Source organism: Klebsiella sp. CD33, from assembly GCF_051992865.1.
Classification (GTDB): domain Bacteria; phylum Pseudomonadota; class Gammaproteobacteria; order Enterobacterales; family Enterobacteriaceae; genus Klebsiella; species Klebsiella pneumoniae.
On the sequence record NZ_CP197023.1, the window covers coordinates 1856461 to 1875336 of the forward strand.

Consider the following 18876-nt stretch of genomic DNA (forward strand, 5'->3'; position numbering starts at 1 on the left):
TAAGATGTAGCGTAACGATGTTGGTGTCAGGGCATTAAGCGCCTTACACTACAGGAAAATCCTAACCTTCGGGGTATCTATGAAATTAGCACTTCTGGGTCGTCAGGCGATGATGGGCGCGATGGCCGTTGTTTTGATGGCTGGCGTCAGCGTGAAAACTTTTGCGGCGGAAAACCTGCTCAATCAGATTAAAGAGCGCGGCACCCTACGCGTGGGCCTCGAAGGCACCTACCCTCCCTTTAGTTTCCAGGGGGATGACGGCAAGCTGACCGGGTTTGAAGTGGAATTCGCTAACGAACTGGCGAAACATCTTGGCGTGAAGGCCGATCTCAAACCGACCAAGTGGGACGGTATGCTGGCCTCGCTGGACTCCAAGCGTATCGACGTGGTGATTAACCAGGTCACTATCTCTGACGAACGTAAGAAGAAATACGATTTCTCCACCCCATATACCGTCTCCGGCGTGCAGGCGCTGGTGAAGAAGGGTAACGAAGGCGTGATTAAAACCGCGGCGGATCTGAAAGGCAAGAAAGTGGGCGTCGGACTGGGCACTAACTATGAAGAGTGGCTGCGTCAGAATGTCCAGGGCGTGGACGTCCGTACCTATGATGACGATCCCACCAAATACCAGGATCTGCGTGTAGGCCGTATTGACGCCATTCTGGTAGACCGTCTGGCGGCGTTGGATCTGGTGAAGAAAACCAACAATACGCTGGCGGTAACCGGCGAAGCCTTCTCTCGTCAGGAAGCTGGCGTTGCGCTGCGTAAAGGCAACGACGACCTGCTGAAAGCGGTAGATGGCGCGATTGCAGACATGCAGAAAGATGGCAGCCTGAAGGCGCTGTCCGAGAAATGGTTTGGCGCTGACGTGACGAAATAACGGACAGCGGTGAAAAAAGGCGCTCCTGGAAGCGCCTTTTTTTATTTAGCGCGTAACTGTGTGCATAATGAAGCATAACTGAGTCAGGAGGGGCCATGTCACTGCAAAACTTAACCCGCTTTCCGCGCCTGGAATTGATCGGCGCGCCGACGCCGCTGGAGTATCTCCCGCGTCTGTCCGATCACCTTGGGCGCGAAATTTTTATTAAACGTGATGATACGACGCCGCTGGCGATGGGGGGCAACAAACTGCGTAAGCTGGAGTTTCTCGCCGCCGATGCGCTGCGCGAGGGCGCGGATACCTTAATCACCGCCGGCGCGATCCAGTCTAACCATGTGCGTCAGACGGCGGCAGTCGCTGCGAAACTGGGACTGCATTGCGTGGCGCTACTGGAAAATCCCATCGGCACCCGGGCGGAGAACTATCTGAGCAATGGCAACCGTCTGCTGCTGGATCTCTTTAACACCCAGGTTGAGATGTGTGATGCCCTGACCGATCCCGCCGCCCAGCTCGATGAGCTGGCGACCCGCATTGAGGCGCAGGGGTATCGTCCGTATGTTATTCCGGTCGGCGGCTCCAATGCCCTCGGCGCGTTAGGCTATGTGGAAAGCGCACTGGAAATCAGCCAGCAGTGCGAAGACGCGGTGGCGATCTCGTCAGTCGTGGTCGCCTCCGGCAGCGCCGGCACCCATGCCGGATTGGCGGTCGGCCTTGAACAGCTGATGCCGCAGGCGGAACTGATTGGGGTGACCGTGTCGCGCTCGGTCGCTGACCAGTTGCCGAAAGTGGTGGCGCTGCAGCAGGCCGTGGCCAACAGTCTCGAGCTACAGGCGAAGGCTGAAATTATACTGTGGGATGACTACTTTGCCCCAGGATACGGTACGCCAAACGAAGATGGGATGGCCGCCGTGAAGCTGCTGGCGCAGCTGGAAGGTATTTTGCTCGACCCGGTCTATACCGGCAAAGCGATGGCTGGGCTTATCGACGGCATCACGCAGAAGCGCTTTAAGGATGAAGGGCCGATACTGTTCGTCCATACCGGCGGAGCGCCGGCGCTGTTTGCCTATCATCCTCACCTCTAATACAGAAACGACAGCATGCAAGAAAGTATCCAACTGGTCATTGATTCCGCCCCTTTTCTGCTGAAAGGGGCCGTCTTTACGCTGCAGCTGAGCATTGGCGGGATGTTTTTCGGCCTGGTGCTGGGCTTTATCCTGGCGCTGATGCGCATGTCGCCAGTCTGGCCGGTAAAATGGCTGGCGCGCATGTATATCTCTATTTTCCGCGGCACGCCGCTTATCGCCCAGCTGTTTATGATCTACTACGGCTTGCCGCAGTTCGGCATTGAGCTTGACCCGATCCCGGCGGCGATGATCGGCCTGTCGTTGAATACTGCGGCCTATGCGGCGGAAACGCTGCGCGCGGCCATCGCCTCGATTGATAAAGGGCAATGGGAAGCGGCGGCCAGTATCGGTATGACGCCCTGGCAGACGATGCGTCGGGCCATTTTACCCCAGGCGGCGCGGGTCGCTTTGCCGCCGCTGTCGAACAGTTTTATCAGCCTGGTAAAAGATACCTCGCTGGCGGCAACGATCCAGGTGCCGGAGCTGTTCCGTCAGGCGCAGCTAATTACCTCGCGAACCCTGGAGGTCTTCACCATGTATCTGGCGGCCTCCCTGATCTACTGGGTAATGGCGACAGTGCTCTCCTCGCTGCAGAATTATTTTGAAAACCAGCTGAACCGCCAGGAGCGTGATCCGAAATGAGTGCGATAGAAGTGAAAAGCCTGGTAAAAAAATTCCATGGCCAGACGGTGCTCCATGGTATCGACCTGGAGGTACAGAAAGGGGAAGTGGTGGCGATCATCGGCCCCAGCGGCTCGGGCAAAACCACCCTGCTGCGTAGCATCAACCTGCTGGAGCAACCGGAGAGCGGCACTATCCGCGTCGGCGATGTGACGATCGACGCCGGTCGCAGCCTCGGGCCGCAGAAAGGGCTCATTCGCCAGCTGCGCCAGCACGTCGGCTTTGTCTTCCAGAACTTTAATCTGTTTCCCCACCGTACGGTGCTGGAGAACATTATTGAAGGGCCGGTCATCGTAAAAGGTGAAGATAAGCAGGAGTCCATGGCGCGGGCGCGCGAACTGCTGGCGAAGGTGGGGCTCAGCGGAAAAGAGAATAGCTATCCGCGCCGTCTCTCCGGCGGGCAGCAGCAGCGAGTGGCTATTGCCCGCGCGCTGGCTATGCGTCCGGACGTGATCCTGTTTGATGAACCCACCTCGGCTCTCGATCCTGAGTTGGTGGGGGAGGTGCTCAACACCATCCGTCAGCTGGCGCAGGAAAAACGCACCATGGTGATCGTGACCCATGAAATGAGTTTCGCCCGCGACGTTGCCGATCGGGCGATATTTATGGATCAGGGACGCATTGTCGAACAAGGCGAGGCAAAAGCGTTGTTCGCTTCGCCCCAGCAGCCGCGTACCCGTCAGTTCCTTGAAAAATTCCTGATGCAGTAAAGCATGGGCTGGCGCGGCGGCTCAGCTTCGCGGGAGCCGCCGCGTTTAGCCCACTCTCGCGGCGGGGTAACGCCCCCGCGACACGTCTTTGCGCTATTGACTCCCACGGCCGTATACACCGCTTCCCATCGCCCTTGGCAGGGTGTAGAACATGATGGGAGAAAAACGCTATGTTTCTGTGCGGCGAGCGGGAAAATGGCAAGCCTTCAGACTAATAAATGCGACAGCTACGATATTTTATACATATAAATAAGATTTATGTGTTAGTTTTCTGTATTTATAATAATGATTATCAATCAGGAGTTATTTGCACAGCTATGAGGGACAATGATTTTTTCAGCTGGCGGCGGGATATGCTGCACCAATTTCAGTCCATGGCCACCGGCGAGGAGGTTTATAATCTCCTGCAACGTGAAACCGAAGCGCTGGAATATGATTACTACACGCTTTGTGTGCGCCACCCGGTGCCTTTCACCCGCCCCCGCGTTACGTTCCAGTCGACTTACCCCCGCGCATGGATGTCGCACTATCAGGCAGAAAATTATTTCGCGATAGATCCTGTGTTACGGCCGGAGAATTTTATGCGTGGCCATCTGCCATGGAACGACAGCCTGTTTCGTGATGCGCCGGCACTGTGGGACGGGGCGCGTGACCATGGTCTGCAAAAGGGCGTGACGCAGTGCCTGACGTTGCCAAACCATGCTCAGGGATTTCTCTCTGTCTCCGCGAACAATCGTCTGCCGGGCGGTTACCCTGAAGATGAGCTTGAGCTGCGTCTGCGAACGCTGACTGAACTAAGCTTGCTGACGCTGCTGCGTCTGGAAGATGAGATGGTGATGCCGCCGGAGATGAAGTTCAGCCGCCGCGAACTGGAAATCCTCAAATGGACGGCGGAAGGAAAGACTTCGGCGGAGGTGGCGATGATTCTCTCGATTTCGGAAAATACGGTGAATTTCCATCAGAAGAATATGCAGCGGAAATTTAATGCGCCGAATAAAACGCAAATTGCCTGCTACGCCGTGGCGACTGGGCTAATCTGAATGCGCCTGCCGTTCTGCGTGTCAGACGTGATACCGGCTGTCAGTGATACTTTCAGCCGGCACAGGATTACTGCCGATAGGCTTGTTTAATCTGCTTAACGGTGCTGGAGAATACGGCGGCCTGAGCCTCATCTTCCATCTGTGCAATCTGCTTTTCCATTTTAATAATCACGCGCCCCGCATCCGCCTGGCCCATCGCCTGCAGCATCAGCGTAATCATCGCTTTCAGGCAGGAGACTTCCTGCGCCAGTTCCTGCTTATTTTCTGCAGTGGAAAAATCTGGTGTGCTCATCGATATCCTCGTTTACTCGCTGCGCTATTGCGCTCTACTCAATGTGAAGGCCGCGCAGTATACCACAAGCGACAGAAAAAAAAGGTGTGCTTAATTTCTGTTCTCTCATCTGAGCTGTGAATGTTTTGATGCTTCGGATAATACGTAATAGCCGTCGGCAAGCCAATAATTTCCCCCATCTATTTAGCTCGTTAATAATTGTTACATATTTTGCTTCGTATTTATGCGCTACGTAATCTGTTGTGTTTTTTGTGCCTTCTGTATGAGTATTGTTAAAAAATAAGAGCCGGGCAACTGACTGTTCTCAATGACTTTCCACTTAGTGTGCACAGACATTGCCATAAATGAGAGCCAAATCGAGGCGAGGGCATTTTTTTGCCTTTTAAAATAGCAATAAAACCCGGTAATATGTGGGAGATAAAGTATCAGTAGCGTTATCCCTCATTCTGGAGATTATTCCTTTGATCAACGTTCTTCTTGTTGATGACCACGAACTGGTGCGCGCAGGGATACGACGCATTCTGGAAGATATAAAAGGGATTAAAGTCGCTGGCGAAGCCTGCTGCGGCGAGGACGCCGTCAAGTGGTGCCGGGCTAATTCCGCAGATGTCGTCCTGATGGACATGAACATGCCTGGGATCGGTGGTCTTGAAGCGACGCGCAAAATCGCGCGCTCCGTGGCGGGCACCAAAGTGATCATGTTGACCGTGCATACCGAGAATCCTTTACCTGCCAAGGTCATGCAGGCGGGCGCGGCAGGCTATCTCAGTAAAGGCGCCGCGCCGCAGGAAGTGGTGAATGCCATCCGCTGCGTCGCGTCCGGGCAGCGCTATATTGCCTCCGATATTGCCCAGCAAATGGCGTTAAGTCAGATTGAACCCGAAAAGACAGAATCGCCGTTTGCCAGTTTGTCTGAACGCGAATTGCAGATTATGCTGATGATCACCAAAGGTCAGAAGGTGAATGAGATCTCAGAGCAGCTAAATCTGAGTCCTAAAACGGTTAACAGCTACCGCTATCGGATGTTCAGTAAATTAAACATTCATGGCGATGTCGAGCTGACCCACCTGGCAATTCGCCATGGCCTGTGTAATGCGGAGTCGTTAGCAAGCCAGTGAGTGATGTTTTTGACGCAAAAGCTTTCCTGAAAACGGTGACCAGCCAGCCCGGTGTGTATCGGATGTATGATGCTGGCGGAACCGTCATCTATGTTGGCAAAGCCAAAGATCTGAAAAAGCGGCTCAGTAGCTACTTCCGCAGCAACCTTGCGTCGCGTAAAACGGAAGCGCTGGTAGCGCTGATCGCGCAAATCGACGTGACCGTCACCCACACCGAGACGGAAGCGCTGCTGCTTGAGCACAACTATATTAAGCTGTACCAGCCACGTTACAACGTGCTGTTACGCGACGATAAATCGTATCCTTTTATTTTTCTCAGCGGCGATACTCATCCGCGTCTGGCGATGCATCGCGGCGCCAAACATGCGAAGGGCGAATATTTTGGTCCTTTTCCCAACGGCTATGCCGTGCGCGAGACCTTGGCGCTGCTGCAGAAAATCTTTCCCATCCGTCAGTGTGAAAACAGCGTCTACCGCAATCGCTCCCGCCCCTGTCTGCAGTATCAGATTGGTCGCTGCCTGGGGCCGTGCGTGGCCGGGCTGGTCAGCGAAGAAGAGTATGCTCAGCAGGTAGAGTATGTGCGGCTGTTTCTCGCCGGCAAGGATGACCAGGTGCTGACCCAGCTCATCGCGCGGATGGAGAAGGCGAGCCAGAACCTGGAGTTCGAAGAGGCGGCGCGCATCCGCGACCAGATTCAGGCCGTCCGCCGCGTGACGGAGAAACAGTTTGTCTCCAACACCGGTGACGACCTCGACGTGATCGGCGTCGCCTTCGATGCCGGCATGGCCTGCGTGCATGTGCTGTTTATCCGTCAGGGCAAAGTGCTGGGCAGCCGAAGCTACTTCCCGAAAGTGCCGGGCGGCACCGAGCTGGGAGAGGTCGTGGAGACCTTTGTCGGCCAGTTCTACCTGCAGGGCAGCCAAATGCGCACGCTGCCGGGGGAGATTTTGCTCGACTTTAACCTTGGGGATAAGACGCTGCTGGCCGACTCGCTGTCGGAGCTGGCGGGTCGTCGAATCAATGTGCAGACTAAGCCGCGCGGCGACAGAGCGCGTTATCTTAAGCTGGCGCGGACCAACGCCGCGACAGCGTTAACGACCAAATTGTCTCAGCAATCGACCATTCATCAGCGTTTGCAGGCGCTGGCCAGCGTACTGGAGCTGCCGGCCGTCAAGCGAATGGAGTGTTTTGACATCAGCCACACCATGGGCGAACAGACCGTAGCATCCTGTGTGGTGTTTGACAGCAATGGCCCACTGCGCGCGGAGTATCGGCGCTACAACATCACCGGCATTACCCCTGGCGATGACTATGCGGCGATGAATCAGGTCCTGCGCCGTCGCTATGGTAAAGCGATTGATGACAACAAGATCCCGGATGTGATCCTGATAGACGGCGGCAAGGGACAGCTGGCCCAGGCGAAAGCCGTGTTTGCTGAACTGGACGTCCCCTGGGATAAACATCATCCGCTGCTGCTGGGCGTGGCGAAAGGTAGCGATCGAAAAGCGGGTCTGGAAACGTTATTCTTTGAGCCGGAAGGGGAAGGGTTTAGCCTGCCGCCGGATTCGCCGGCCCTGCATGTGATCCAGCATATTCGCGATGAATCGCACGATCATGCGATCTCCGGGCATCGCAAAAAACGGGCGAAAGTGAAGAGCACCAGCTCGCTTGAGACTATCGAGGGGGTGGGGCCGAAGCGTCGTCAGATGCTGCTGAAGTATATGGGTGGGCTGCAGGGGCTACAGCAGGCCAGCGTCGAAGAAATTGCTAAAGTGCCGGGCATCTCTCACGCTCTGGCAGAAAAGATCTTCTACTCGTTGAAACATTAGGGGCTCTGTAGCAACATAGGGCTAATTTTTACTTACAACAGATAGTTACCCGTCACTATGCAATTTAATATCCCTACGTTGCTTACTCTGTTTCGCGTCATCCTGATCCCGTTTTTTGTGCTGGCGTTTTATCTGCCCTTTAGCTGGGCGCCGTTTGCCTGCGCGCTGATCTTCTTTGTTGCCGCGGTAACCGACTGGTTTGATGGTTTCCTCGCTCGTCGCTGGAATCAGAGCACCCGTTTTGGCGCCTTCCTCGACCCGGTTGCCGATAAAGTCATGGTGGCTATCGCCATGGTGCTGGTTGCCGAACACTATCACACCTGGTGGGTCACGCTACCGGCGGCGACCATGATTGCCCGTGAGATCATTATCTCCGCGCTGCGTGAGTGGATGGCGGAGCTGGGGAAACGCAGCAGCGTGGCGGTCTCGTGGATTGGCAAAGTGAAAACGACCGCCCAGATGACCGCCCTGGTATGGATGCTGTGGCGTCCTTATCCGTGGGTGGAGTGGGCCGGGATCGCGCTTTTCCTCGTGGCGGCGGTGCTGACGCTGTGGTCGATGCTGCAGTATTTGAACGCGGCGCGCGGCGATTTGCTTGATCAGTGATCGTTTCGCCGTTATTTTCAGCAAACGATACAAAGTTGCGAAAAATACCGTTGACTCACCGCGAGAGATAAGTAGAATGCAACGCATCGAACGGCGGCACAGTCTTCCAGACGATAACAAAATCAAGTGATTAGCAAATAACTTGATGATGCGGGAATAGCTCAGTTGGTAGAGCACGACCTTGCCAAGGTCGGGGTCGCGAGTTCGAGTCTCGTTTCCCGCTCCAGATTAACAGCATCGGCAGTTGCGGGTGCTTCAGTATTAAAGGCGCGTTAGCAAAGCGGTTATGTAGCGGATTGCAAATCCGTCTAGTCCGGTTCGACTCCGGAACGCGCCTCCACTTTATATCCCGAGCCCGGATGGTGGAATCGGTAGACACAAGGGATTTAAAATCCCTCGGCGTTCGCGCTGTGCGGGTTCAAGTCCCGCTCCGGGTACCATTGGGAAATACAGAATAATCAAAGCAATAAGCAGTGTCGTGAAACCACCTACGGGTGGTTTTTTTGTTTCTGTACTTTCGCCTTCTGATACTTTTCCCGCCAGCCTGACGCCACGGCGTTTTTCGGTTAACTCTTGCCTTACAGTCAATTTCTCATTTGTCCCAGGACAAAACGATCGCGCCTTGCTACTATCAAACGGACTCTCAGCCCAGCCTGCCGGAGGCAGCATGTTCAGTGGACTTTGCGCATTTCCTTTGACACCTTTGCATCAGCAAGATTTTGATGAAAAAGCGTTTATTCGTATTCTCGCCCGTCTTACCGATGCCGGAGTCGACTCTCTGGGCATCTTAGGTTCAACCGGTAGCTACGCTTATCTCAGCCGTGAGCAGCGCAGACGAGTGGTGCAGGTGGCGAAGGCGCATGCGGGGTCGATCCCGATGATGGTCGGCGTCGGCGCCATTGCGACTAACGAGGTGCTACGCCTGGTGGAGGATGCTCAGGAGGCAGGGGCGGATGCGTTATTACTGCCGATGATGTCCTATCAGCCGCTTTCCGCGGAGGAGATCTTTGCCTTTTACGAAGAAGTTTGCCGGCATGTCTCGGTGCCGGTTTGCCTGTATGACAATCCCCGCACTACCCACGTAATGCTGGCGGATGAGCTGCAGGGGCGCATCGCCGCCTTACCGGCCATTGCCTCGATTAAAATTCCCGGCCTGCCCGCGCCACAGGCGAGCGAACGTGTAGCGGCCCTGCGTCAGCATCTTCCCTCTCGCGTTACGCTTGGCGTCAGCGGCGATGCATGGGCCACTGCCGGGTTGCAGGCCGGCTGCGAAGCCTGGTATTCGGTCTGCGGCGGACTCTTTCCCCGCTGCTCACTGGCGCTGGTAAGAGCGATACGTAGCGGTGATGTGGCGCAGACTGCGGCACTGAATGAGCATCTGGCCCCCCTATGGCGATGCTTTGATCGCTATGGTGGTAGCCTGCGAGTGATAGCCAGCGCCGCAGCGATGCTCGGACTCTGCGATCCAGACTCGCTTCCCCGTCCTTTGCTTTCGTTAGGGGAGGAGGCCTGTCGTGAGGTGGCGTCGGCGCTGCGCGGCCTGGCCTGATCGCGTATCGTTGACACCGGCGCAATAGGTATCGCCGGGTGGCTTTCTGTCGGCAATTCGGCTACTGTAGGCCCGATTTTTACCATGCGAGCCTGTGAATGAATACCGGACCTTTGAACGAAAACGAACTGGAATGGCTGGATGACACTCTGGCGAAATACGCCGCCGAAGGCGCCATTCTGGATGTCTCTGAACTGGATGGCCTGCTGACGGCGATCCTCTCTGCGCCGACCGACATCGAACCCGCTCAGTGGCTGCTGGCGATTTGGGGCGGGGCGGATAATGTCCCGCGCTGGGCCAACGATCGCGAGCGCGATCGCTTTGTCAATCTGACGCTGCAGCATATGAGCGATATCGCCGAACGGCTGGAGTCTTATCCCGATCAGTTCGAACCGCTGTTCGGCACCCGCGAAGCGGAAGGTCATGAGCTGACCATAGTTGAGGAGTGGTGCTTTGGCTATCTGCGCGGCGTGGCGCTGAGCGACTGGTCGACGTTGCCCGCTGAACTCCAGCCGGAGCTGGACGCTATCGCGCTCCACGGCAGCGAAGAACAGTTTAGCGCGCTGGATAATCTGACGGCGGATGAATTTATCGCCAGCATCGAGCGTATCACGCCGGCGGCGCTGGCGCTTTACCAGTACTGGATAGCGAATCCGCAGCCGGTGGAGGCCCCGCAGCCAATAAGAAATGAAGCGAAAGTCGGACGCAACGATCCCTGCCCATGCGGCAGCGGTAAAAAGTATAAGCAGTGTTGCTTAGCGAAATGAACAAGGGGCCAGCAGGCCCCTTTTTTATCCCACCGCGGGCAACAACCCGGCAGCGATGCTGAACTGAATAGCCACGATGCCGATCCCGCACAGCAGAACCAGCCATAGCGTCGGTGCGCCGCCGGCGACCCGCCAGGTAGCCTGCGGATGCTCTCGGCGACTCTTCATGACCAGCAGGGCCGGCATTATCAGCGCCAGCACGGCTAATGCCACCCCGGCGTAGCCGAGGGCCATGACGAAACCGCGGGGATAGAACAGGGCGAACGCCAGCGGCGGCAGGAAGGTGATTATCCCGCTCTGCAGACGCCCGCCGACGCTGTTTTTACGCTGAAACATATCCGCCAGATAATCAAACAGGCCGAGCGAGACGCCGAGGAATGACGTCGCCAGCGCAAGGTCGGCAAACAGGTGAACGGCCAGCTCCACATGCGGTGACGCCACCACTTCGCGGATCGCCTCCAGCAGGCCGTTCAGACCAGCGTTATTTGCCAGCAGGGCGGTAAAGGCCGGGGCGTCGATACTGCCCAGCGTCGCCAGCTGCCAGAAAATATAGGCCACCAGCGGAATAAAGCTGCCGATGATAAATACCCGGCGCAATTTGCGAATATCCCCCCCCAGATAGCTGACGATGCTCGGGACGCTGCCGTGAAAACCAAAGGAGGTGAAAATCACCGGAATGGCCGACAGGGCCAGGCCTTGCTCAACCGGCAGCGTCAGCAGGTTCACCTGATGAATGTGCGGCATCAGCAGGGCCAGCATAATCACCAGGAAGACGATTTTGGCGCTAAACAGGAAGCGATTGAACAGATCCACCAGCGCGGTGCCAATGCACACTACCGCCCCGCCGAGGAGGGTGAAGATCAGTACGCCTGCGGCCGGCGGTAGCTGCCAGTCCAGCCACTGGTTGAGGCTGGAAGCGAGTAATTCACCGGCGCCACTGATATAGGCTGCCGTGAGGGCGTACAGCAGAAACAGCATGCAGAATCCGGTAACCCACTGCCCATAACGGCCCAGATAGCGCGCCGCCAGAGAACCGAGCCCCATATCGGCAGGGACATGCTGGTAGGCTTCCAGCAGCAAAAGGGCGGTATAGCACATCAATGCCCACAGGGTGAAAAGTAAACCCAACGTGACGGTAAAGCCGACGCCTGCGGCGGCCAATGGCATTGCCAACATTCCTGCACCGATGGTGGTGCCAGCTACGATTAAAATACTGCCCAGAGTGCGGTTTTTCACGCTTTTCGCTATCCCTACAGCAAATAACAATAAATTATGCCGCGCAGAGTAGGGGATATTACGGCTTTCGTCAAATCGGGATTACAAGTTGTGTAATGAAATGTTTACATAATAAGAGGGCGAAAGCCTGCGCTGGCGCAAGGCGCGGGTTGATGGTCTGGCCTAAGCTGGCGGTTTTTGCAGGAGGGGTTATGTCTTCTATTCATGGTCATGAAGTTTTACAGATGATGCTCGCCTCGGGTGAATCCTGGACGGTCGCCTCGCTGGAGGCCGCCATTCGCCGCCGCTTTGGCGAAGAGGCGCGGTTTCACACCTGTTCAGCAGAGAATCTAAGCGCCGCACAGCTGGTGGCGTTTTTAGAGAAAAAAGGCAAATTTATTGCCAGAGAGGAAGGTTTTACTACCGCAGAAAATAAGATCTGCCGACATTAAGAGGGCCGCGACACGGACTGTCGCGGCGCGGGGGATTAATTCTGCGCGTCGAGGGTAGCCAGCTCTTTATCGATAAAGTACAGACCTTCGCCGCTTTTTCCAGCGAGGGTCAGTTTATCGATCACCGATTTAAATAATTTCTCTTCTTCATGCTGTTCAGCAACATACCACTGCAGGAAATTAAAGGTCGGGTAATCCTGGCTGGTCATGGCCGCGTGCGCCAGTTCATTTATTTTTTGCGTGATCAGCTGCTCATGCTCGTAGGTCTGGCGGAACAGCTCGTCGAGTGAGGTATATTCGGCAAACGGGGAGGCGATAGCGTTGATCCGCGGCAGGCTGCCGGTGTCGGTTAGATAGTCGAACAGGCGCTGCATATGGGTCATCTCTTCCTGAGCATGGCGACGCAGGAAGGCCGCGGCGCCTTCAAAACTGTGGTAACTGCACCAGGCGCTCATCTGCTGATAAAGAAGAGAAGAATAGAGTTCAAGATTCATCTGTTCATTGAGTTTGTCAATCATGTCCGTTTTCAGCATCGTTGCACTCCTGGAATTAAATAATAGATGTTATTGGCTGCCACTATAATTTGTTATTTAATTATTTGCAAAAAGTAAATTTAAAAATGTTTTATTTAAAATGCTAATGGGAATAACACGCATTGGCAGTTTAATAATAAATGAGAATGCTTTTAATTTATTATTCATTATTGCCTGGGCGGTCAGGACTTTGTCGCCGGCGGGTGGTAAGGGAGGACGAAGCGGATGCGCCAGCATGCAGAGGGCTGAGGTCAACAGACAGGGGGAGCCTGCGAAAGTGTGAAGCACTGCGTAAATTTTAAAACAACTTTTCATAAAATTTGAAAGTTTGTTTTCAAGGTAGTAGAGTGCAGTCAACGCCAATGACATTCTGCGGGCAGGCCCGCACAGCATTCAGGAGAGTAAACCATGAAGATTGCACTGATGATGGAGAACAGCCAGGCGAACAAAAACGCCATCATCCTCAAGGAGCTTAACGCGGTTGCCGACGAAAAAGGATTCCCGGTCTATAACGTCGGCATGAGCGATGAGAACGATCATCATCTGACCTACATCCATCTTGGGATCATGGCCAGTATTCTGCTGAATTCGAAAGCAGTTGACTTCGTGGTCACCGGCTGCGGTACCGGTCAGGGGGCGCTGATGTCGCTGAACATCCATCCGGGCGTGGTCTGCGGCTACTGTATCGATCCGGCGGATGCGTTCCTGTTTGCCCAGATCAACAACGGTAATGCGCTGTCGCTGCCGTTTGCCAAAGGCTTCGGCTGGGGCGCCGAACTGAATGTGCGGTTTATCTTTGAAAAAGCCTTTACCGGCCGCAACGGCGAAGGCTATCCGCCGGAGCGCAAAGAACCGCAGGTGCGCAATGCCGGGATCCTCAACCAGGTCAAAGCAGCAGTAGTAAAAGAGAACTACCTCGATACCCTGCGCGCCATCGATCCGCAGCTGGTGAAAACCGCAGTCTCCGGCCCACGCTTCCAGCAGTGCTTCTTCGAAAACTGCCAGGATAAAGCAATCGAAGACTTTGTTCGCCAGATCGTCGCTTAACCGTCATCAGGGCCAGCGCCGCTGGCCCTTCCGTCGTTTATTTTTTCTTCTATTTCTTCTTCTCCGACACGCTGCTGCCGGCCGTTTTGGCCAGATGCAGGCTGTCGATCATCCCTACCAGACATATCAAGGCGATAAACACAAACGACAGGCGGAAGCTGATCCCCGGTAGTTCAGTAAGATGCAGCCAGTCGCCGACCTGCTCGCCCAGGCGAATGCCAATCGCCCCGAGCGTGATCCCCAGCCCTACCGCCAGCTGCGACGCGGTACTGAACAGCGTATTAGCATCACTCATCTGCGCGGCGGGGACATCGGCGAAGGCCAGCGTGCTTACACCGGTAAACTGGATTGAGCGAAACACACCGCCGAGATAAAGGATCAGCATGATGGCCCAGACCGGCGTCTGCGGCGTAAGCAGCGCGCAAGCCAGCAGCGAACAGACGTTCAACGCGCCATTGATCAGCAGTAGCCGACGAAAGCCCAGCCAGCGAATGAGCGGTGTGGTGGCGGGTTTAATGGTTAAATTACCGACAAACACCGCCAGCACCAGCAGGCCGGAATGAAAAGGATCCATACCGAATCCCACCTGGAACAGCAGGGGGAGCAGAAAAGGCACCGCGCTGATGGAGGCCCGGAACAACGAGCCGCCGTACATTGTCACCCGGAACGTCGGCACCTGCAGGGCGTCGAGACGAACCATAGGCGCCGCCGCCCGGCGGAAATGACGAATGGAATATAACAGACAGCCGAAGCCAAGCGCGGCGAGAGCCAGCGTCGGCCAGATCTGCGGCTGGCGATCGCCGAGCCGCTCCATCGCGGTTACCAGACTGACCATCGCGACCGAGGTAGTGATAAATCCGCTGAGATCGAAGGAGCGCCGTTCCGTTTCGCGAATATCAGGGATAATGCGCAGCGAAAGGATGATGGCGGCAAGGCCCAGCGGGACATTGATAAAGAAGATCCAGTGCCAGCTGGCGTAGCGGGTTATAAAGCCGCCCAAAGGCGGGCCGATAATGGGGGCCACCAGCGCCGGCCAGGTCAGGGTGGCGATGGCCTTGATCAGCTGGTGTTTCGGCGTGGTGCGTAGCACCGCAAGGCGACCAACGGGGACCATCAGCGCGCCGCCGACTCCCTGAAGGATACGCATGGCGACAAAGATATGCACCTCGGTGGAGAGGCCGCAGAAGACCGAGGCAAGGGTAAAGATCGCCAGGGCGAGAGTAAAAATAGCCCGGGCGCCGAAGCGATCGGCGATCCAGCCGCTGGCCGGGATCAGGACCGCAAGGGTAATCAGATAGGCGCTGATGCCGATATTCAGTTCGACCGCGGTGACGCCAAAATCCCTCGCCATATCGGGCAGGGCGGTGGCGATCACCGTCCCGTCGAGAAACTCCATAAAAAAGGCACCTGCCACCAGCAGCGCCGGCGCTGAAAAAGCACGTTCATCGCGGGAAGAGATCGCGGTATTCATGTTGTCACTGCCATCAAGAGTGTGATCCTGTGCAAAGCGGCAGGAGACGACCCGCCAGCCAGTAGGGTAGATAAAAAAACCTGCGACGGCAGGTTTTATTATCGTTAACGATTTAGGGTACTATTACGCTCCTGAAAAAAGGAGTAATTAATGTCTCAACATCTTACCGAACACGACGAGCTGGTTTCCGATGTGGTTGCCTGCCAGCTGGTTATCAAACAGATCCTCGATGTCATTGACGTCATTGCGCCGGTGGAAGTGCGTGAAAAAATGACCACTCAGCTGAAAGCTATCGACTTCGCCAGCCATCCGGCCTCTGCCGATCCGGTGACCCTTCGCGCGGTGCAAAAAGCGATCGCGTTGATTGAGCTGAAGTTTACTCCACAGGAAGAAACGCATTAATACCAGGCCTCGCCGGATACCGGCGGGGCCTTCTTCTTTAATGGGAAACGACGGTCTGCGCAGGCGCAGGGGCAGCATCTTTGAACAATTTGCTGTTGCCCCAGCACTCTTCGTAGCGATGGCCGACCAGATCCTCCACGATAACCCGCACGTCCGGCGCAATATCGCTAATTTTGCCGCCCGCTTTTATCCGCGCGACTTCCTGCAGCACCACCAGATGGGCCTTCCGGTCTAGCTTCATCTGCTTGCTGAAGACGATGGCGGCCAGGGCTAATGCGATCACCCCGACGCAGAATACCACTGCGATAGCGGTCACCGCGCTTTCCGGTTGGCTGTGCGCTTTTGACTGGAAACCGTAGAAGCTCAGGATCGCCCCCATCGAGAACACCACAATCGAGCGCAGAATTTTTCCTGAGAAGGTCATGGCGCCGGCATAGATCCCTTCCCGCCGGCGTCCGGTGTAGATCTCATCGACATCGGCCAGGAAGGTGTAAACGGTCCAGGGTATATAGTAAACCCCGCCGGTACCCAGGCCGAACAGCACGGTAATGCCGAACATCAGCACTGTCGCCAGGCCGGACGGTAGATGGAAAAACCACAGCGAGGTATACAGCAGAACCGCGAAAATGACGATCCCCAGCGCCAGGATATAGGGTTTGCTGAAGCCCTTTTTCACGCACAGGCCGATAAACAGCGCCGTAGAGATCAGCTGCAGAATCGAGTTCAGGCTGTTCAGCCCGGCCACCATCGCTGGATCGTGTTGTAGAACGAAGATCACGAAATAGGTGAAGATGGAGGCAAACAGCCATTCCGCGCCAAAGCCGCACAGGTACATACCAAGATGTTTGCGGAATACGCGTAGATAAAAAGTCGAACGCATATCTTTCGCCAGCGACAGCAGGGTGCTCAGCAGTCCTTTTTTCGCGCTGGTTTCCACCTCTTCCCCGCGCTCACGCTCCCAGCTGCACAACCACAGGCAGGAAATAGCGACGATCAGGATCGCGCCATAGGTCAGACCGGTGAGGAAGAAAGGGGTGGCAGAATCTTTGCCATACAGCAGAATGAACTGGCCGGGAATAAACGCCGCGAGGAAGTTGGCCAGCTTACCAAAGATAGCTTTATAGCCGGTCAGTTTTGAACGCAGTGAGAAATCATCGGTCATCTCTGTCGCCAGCGTTTCATAAGGCACCATGATAGAGGTGTAGATGATCTCAAACACCACATAGGTGCTAAGGTAGTACCAGAAACTCAGGCCTTCCACCCACAGCAGCGGGTAGAACATCATCAGCGGAATACCGATTAGCAGAAAGAAACGCCGGCGGCCGAAGCGCTTGCCCAGGCGCGTTTTGCCAAAATTATCCGTCAGATAGCCCATCAGCGGGTTGCTGATAGCGTCAATGATGCTGGCGACGGAGAAGATAAATGAGGCCTCGATCAGCGTCAGGCCGCAAAAGGTCGTATAAAAATAGAGTAGCCATGCGCCGCTTATCGCCAGTGCGCCGCTCCCTAACAGATTTCCGCCGCCGTAGGCTAACTGATGGCGTAACAAGATCGGTCTTCCCTGCAGCCCTTCAGAGGCTGAAGCCGTGTATCTAGCCATAAAAAATAAACCTCGTGTTTTATATTTTTGAAACACTGTTTTTATATTTCTTTATGGTTCGTCAAAAAGTGACCGCGCTCACTAATCCCCCTTATGGGGTAACGGTGATGAGGGAATGGGATCGAGTTAAAACTTTTTTATTCTTGAAAGGAATAATAGGTGAGAAAAAATAGACGTAATGGATTAATAAACCGGGCGGGGCAGCGCAGACGCGCTCCCCCTGGCAGAGCGATAAAGGCTTGATTAATGCGCTTTCTGCGCTTCTCCAACGATAGCCATCAGACGCCGATCGGTCTGCTCCATCCCGAGACCGGCTTTATCGGCATTACGAATTTCCTCAAGCACGCTTTGCAATAGCAGGCCATCCTGCTGCTGCTCTTCCGCCAACAGCGTGAGAAACCGCCAGGTACTGTCATCGCTTTGCGCTTTGGCTTCCTGAGCGAGACCGCTCAGCAGACGACTGCGCTGTTGGTAATCGCTCAGGGTTTGGGTAAACAGATCTTCCAGCGAGGTGCACTCAGGGTTACAGGCGTGGTCGGGATTGACGATCGGCCAGCTGCCGGCTTTTTTCAGGTAGTCAAATACGCGCATGGTGAGGGTGATGCTGCTTTGCGCGCGGGTGCGCAGAAACGTCGCGGCGCCGTCGAAGCGATGCCGGGCGCACCACTCACTTAAGTTCAGGTAAACGTTAGAGGCGTGAAACTCAAGATTCATTTGGGTGTTTAGCTTTTGTGCCATTCCTGGAACTGCCATAAAAAATATCCTTATTAACCGGGAAGGGGTTACTGGTGCGCGTCAGCGGATCCTGCGGATAACTACAAGATAAAATAGTGACACGCGGCACTGTTGCAGAATAATAAAACTCTACACATTCCGTATGAGTCGGGTATTTTTTCCATTTGCCGACGATTTAAGAATACTCGCTCAACGAAATTAAGAAAACTCTCAAGCGCGGTAATTTACGTTTTGTTACACCATTATTTGTGCAAACTACCAGGGCTGAGATTGTGCGCCGTTGGCAGGGGCTCGCTGGTTTCAGATTGGTTATAAGATATAAGTATTTGACTACGAGATTCGTCGTAGAAGAGAACGGAATAAGTTATTTCATTAGTAATGTTTCAGGTTGATGATCATTATTTTTATTTTTTGTTGCAGGCGCTTTTATCAAGAGGAATATATTTTTTCTATTCGGAATAAATTACCCCAAAGATCCGTTTTTTCGCGATATTAAGCGGGCCATGTGGCTCAGCGGTGCGAGGTGGGTTGCCATTTGAGTGGCGCACAGGCGATCGCCCGCAGCAACGCCGTCAATCGCTGATGATAACAGTGCTGTAACCCACCGTTAAACATCCTCTGACAACACAAGGATAAGCCTGCTGATGGTATAGATGATCCTGCTATGCCCCGGTAAAATTGTATGACAATTGTGTCATTTTTTATGTCATTTTTTGCTAAATGTATGTACGCAATTACTGTAATTCCGCGATGTGATAATGCTCTCGTATGGAGAAATAATTTCCGGGTATTACTACTCTAACAACGGCAGTGGGGAATGCGATT

Annotated in this window: 21 protein-coding genes, 3 tRNA genes and 1 pseudogene; 17 read left to right on the plus strand and 8 right to left on the minus strand. The window is 54.8% G+C overall.

What is annotated here, in order from left to right:
• The first annotated feature begins 79 nt into the window (after positions 1-79).
• From tcyJ to sdiA, 5 genes are all read left to right on the plus strand, one after another.
• Positions 80-880 (plus strand): cystine ABC transporter substrate-binding protein, encoded by an 801-nt coding sequence (tcyJ, locus tag ACR809_RS09185; protein ID WP_004141135.1) that lies wholly within the window; start codon positions 80-82, stop codon positions 878-880.
• A 95-nt stretch (positions 881-975) separates the two neighbouring features.
• Positions 976-1962 (plus strand): D-cysteine desulfhydrase, encoded by a 987-nt coding sequence (gene dcyD / locus ACR809_RS09190; RefSeq protein WP_004180445.1) that lies wholly within the window; start codon positions 976-978, stop codon positions 1960-1962.
• A gap of 15 nt (positions 1963-1977) precedes the next feature.
• Positions 1978-2646 (plus strand): cystine ABC transporter permease, encoded by a 669-nt coding sequence (gene tcyL, locus ACR809_RS09195; protein WP_002911547.1) that lies wholly within the window; start codon positions 1978-1980, stop codon positions 2644-2646.
• Complete coding sequence (gene tcyN / locus ACR809_RS09200; protein WP_004151455.1) at positions 2643-3395, plus strand: L-cystine ABC transporter ATP-binding protein TcyN; 753 nt, start codon at positions 2643-2645, stop codon at positions 3393-3395. The genes tcyL and tcyN overlap by 4 nt, the downstream gene beginning before the upstream one ends.
• 317 nt (positions 3396-3712) lie before the next feature.
• Positions 3713-4435, plus strand: a complete 723-nt coding sequence (gene sdiA, locus ACR809_RS09205) for a transcriptional regulator SdiA (protein WP_002911542.1) — start codon at positions 3713-3715, stop codon at positions 4433-4435.
• A 67-nt stretch (positions 4436-4502) separates the two neighbouring features.
• Here the strand turns inward: sdiA and ACR809_RS09210 are convergent, their stop codons facing one another.
• Positions 4503-4727, minus strand: coding sequence for a DUF2594 family protein (locus ACR809_RS09210; protein ID WP_019705174.1), 225 nt, complete (start codon positions 4725-4727; stop codon positions 4503-4505).
• A 461-nt stretch (positions 4728-5188) separates the two neighbouring features.
• Between ACR809_RS09210 and uvrY the strand changes: the two genes are divergently transcribed.
• The 8 genes from uvrY to ACR809_RS09250 all read left to right on the plus strand — a co-directional run bounded on the left by uvrY (position 5189) and on the right by ACR809_RS09250 (position 10596).
• On the plus strand, positions 5189-5845 hold the full coding sequence (uvrY, locus tag ACR809_RS09215) for a UvrY/SirA/GacA family response regulator transcription factor (RefSeq protein WP_002911539.1): 657 nt from the start codon (positions 5189-5191) through the stop codon (positions 5843-5845).
• Positions 5842-7674, plus strand: a complete 1833-nt coding sequence (gene uvrC / locus ACR809_RS09220) for an excinuclease ABC subunit UvrC (protein ID WP_002911538.1) — start codon at positions 5842-5844, stop codon at positions 7672-7674. The genes uvrY and uvrC overlap by 4 nt, the downstream gene beginning before the upstream one ends.
• 57 nt (positions 7675-7731) lie before the next feature.
• Complete coding sequence (gene pgsA, locus ACR809_RS09225; protein WP_004141115.1) at positions 7732-8280, plus strand: CDP-diacylglycerol--glycerol-3-phosphate 3-phosphatidyltransferase; 549 nt, start codon at positions 7732-7734, stop codon at positions 8278-8280.
• 150 nt (positions 8281-8430) lie between these two features.
• Positions 8431-8506, plus strand: a tRNA-Gly gene (locus ACR809_RS09230).
• A 40-nt stretch (positions 8507-8546) separates the two neighbouring features.
• Positions 8547-8620: transfer RNA gene (locus ACR809_RS09235), tRNA-Cys, on the plus strand.
• A gap of 13 nt (positions 8621-8633) precedes the next feature.
• A tRNA-Leu gene (locus ACR809_RS09240) sits at positions 8634-8720 on the plus strand.
• Positions 8721-8947: 227 nt separating this feature from the next.
• Entirely contained in the window at positions 8948-9829 is an 882-nt protein-coding gene (locus ACR809_RS09245; protein WP_023280300.1) for a dihydrodipicolinate synthase family protein, read from the plus strand.
• A gap of 98 nt (positions 9830-9927) precedes the next feature.
• The gene (locus ACR809_RS09250; RefSeq protein ID WP_019705172.1) at positions 9928-10596 is read left to right on the plus strand and encodes a YecA/YgfB family protein; all 669 of its coding nucleotides are present in this window, start codon (positions 9928-9930) and stop codon (positions 10594-10596) included.
• A 24-nt stretch (positions 10597-10620) separates the two neighbouring features.
• Here the strand turns inward: ACR809_RS09250 and tyrP are convergent, their stop codons facing one another.
• On the minus strand, positions 10621-11832 hold the full coding sequence (gene tyrP / locus ACR809_RS09255) for a tyrosine transporter TyrP (protein WP_080851237.1): 1212 nt from the start codon (positions 11830-11832) through the stop codon (positions 10621-10623).
• Positions 11833-12023: 191 nt separating this feature from the next.
• Between tyrP and ACR809_RS09260 the strand changes: the two genes are divergently transcribed.
• On the plus strand, positions 12024-12263 hold the full coding sequence (locus ACR809_RS09260) for a YecH family metal-binding protein (protein WP_004175410.1): 240 nt from the start codon (positions 12024-12026) through the stop codon (positions 12261-12263).
• 35 nt (positions 12264-12298) lie between these two features.
• On the opposite strand, the gene ftnA is transcribed toward ACR809_RS09260, so the two are convergent.
• Both ftnA and ACR809_RS09270 read right to left on the minus strand, forming a co-directional pair.
• Positions 12299-12796, minus strand: a complete 498-nt coding sequence (gene ftnA, locus ACR809_RS09265; protein ID WP_110247766.1) for a non-heme ferritin — start codon at positions 12794-12796, stop codon at positions 12299-12301.
• Positions 12797-12853: 57 nt separating this feature from the next.
• Positions 12854-13033 carry a hypothetical protein gene (locus ACR809_RS09270; RefSeq protein WP_020801895.1) on the minus strand — a complete coding sequence of 60 codons (180 nt, stop codon included), beginning with the start codon at positions 13031-13033 and terminating at the stop codon, positions 12854-12856.
• A 171-nt stretch (positions 13034-13204) separates the two neighbouring features.
• Between ACR809_RS09270 and ACR809_RS09275 the strand changes: the two genes are divergently transcribed.
• Positions 13205-13843, plus strand: coding sequence for an RpiB/LacA/LacB family sugar-phosphate isomerase (locus ACR809_RS09275; RefSeq protein ID WP_002911528.1), 639 nt, complete (start codon positions 13205-13207; stop codon positions 13841-13843).
• Positions 13844-13892: 49 nt separating this feature from the next.
• Here ACR809_RS09275 and ACR809_RS09280 read toward each other — a convergent pair whose 3' ends face one another.
• Entirely contained in the window at positions 13893-15314 is a 1422-nt protein-coding gene (locus ACR809_RS09280; protein ID WP_004148871.1) for an MFS transporter, read from the minus strand.
• 150 nt (positions 15315-15464) lie between these two features.
• Between ACR809_RS09280 and ACR809_RS09285 the strand changes: the two genes are divergently transcribed.
• Positions 15465-15716 carry a DUF2766 family protein gene (locus ACR809_RS09285; protein WP_002911524.1) on the plus strand — a complete coding sequence of 84 codons (252 nt, stop codon included), beginning with the start codon at positions 15465-15467 and terminating at the stop codon, positions 15714-15716.
• 37 nt (positions 15717-15753) lie between these two features.
• Here the strand turns inward: ACR809_RS09285 and ACR809_RS09290 are convergent, their stop codons facing one another.
• A complete protein-coding gene (locus tag ACR809_RS09290) occupies positions 15754-17265 on the minus strand; it encodes an MFS transporter (RefSeq protein WP_002911522.1) in 1512 nt (503 codons plus the stop codon).
• A 65-nt stretch (positions 17266-17330) separates the two neighbouring features.
• On the opposite strand from ACR809_RS09290, the gene ACR809_RS09295 reads away from it, so the two are divergent.
• On the plus strand, positions 17331-17489 hold the full coding sequence (locus ACR809_RS09295; protein WP_004148869.1) for a succinate dehydrogenase: 159 nt from the start codon (positions 17331-17333) through the stop codon (positions 17487-17489).
• A 70-nt stretch (positions 17490-17559) separates the two neighbouring features.
• On the opposite strand, the gene ACR809_RS09300 is transcribed toward ACR809_RS09295, so the two are convergent.
• Entirely contained in the window at positions 17560-18069 is a 510-nt protein-coding gene (locus ACR809_RS09300) for a non-heme ferritin-like protein (protein ID WP_004175413.1), read from the minus strand.
• Between the two features lie 434 nt (positions 18070-18503).
• A pseudogene (locus ACR809_RS09305) lies at positions 18504-18599 on the minus strand (hypothetical protein); the annotation flags it as partial.
• Between the last annotated feature and the right edge of the window lie 277 nt (positions 18600-18876).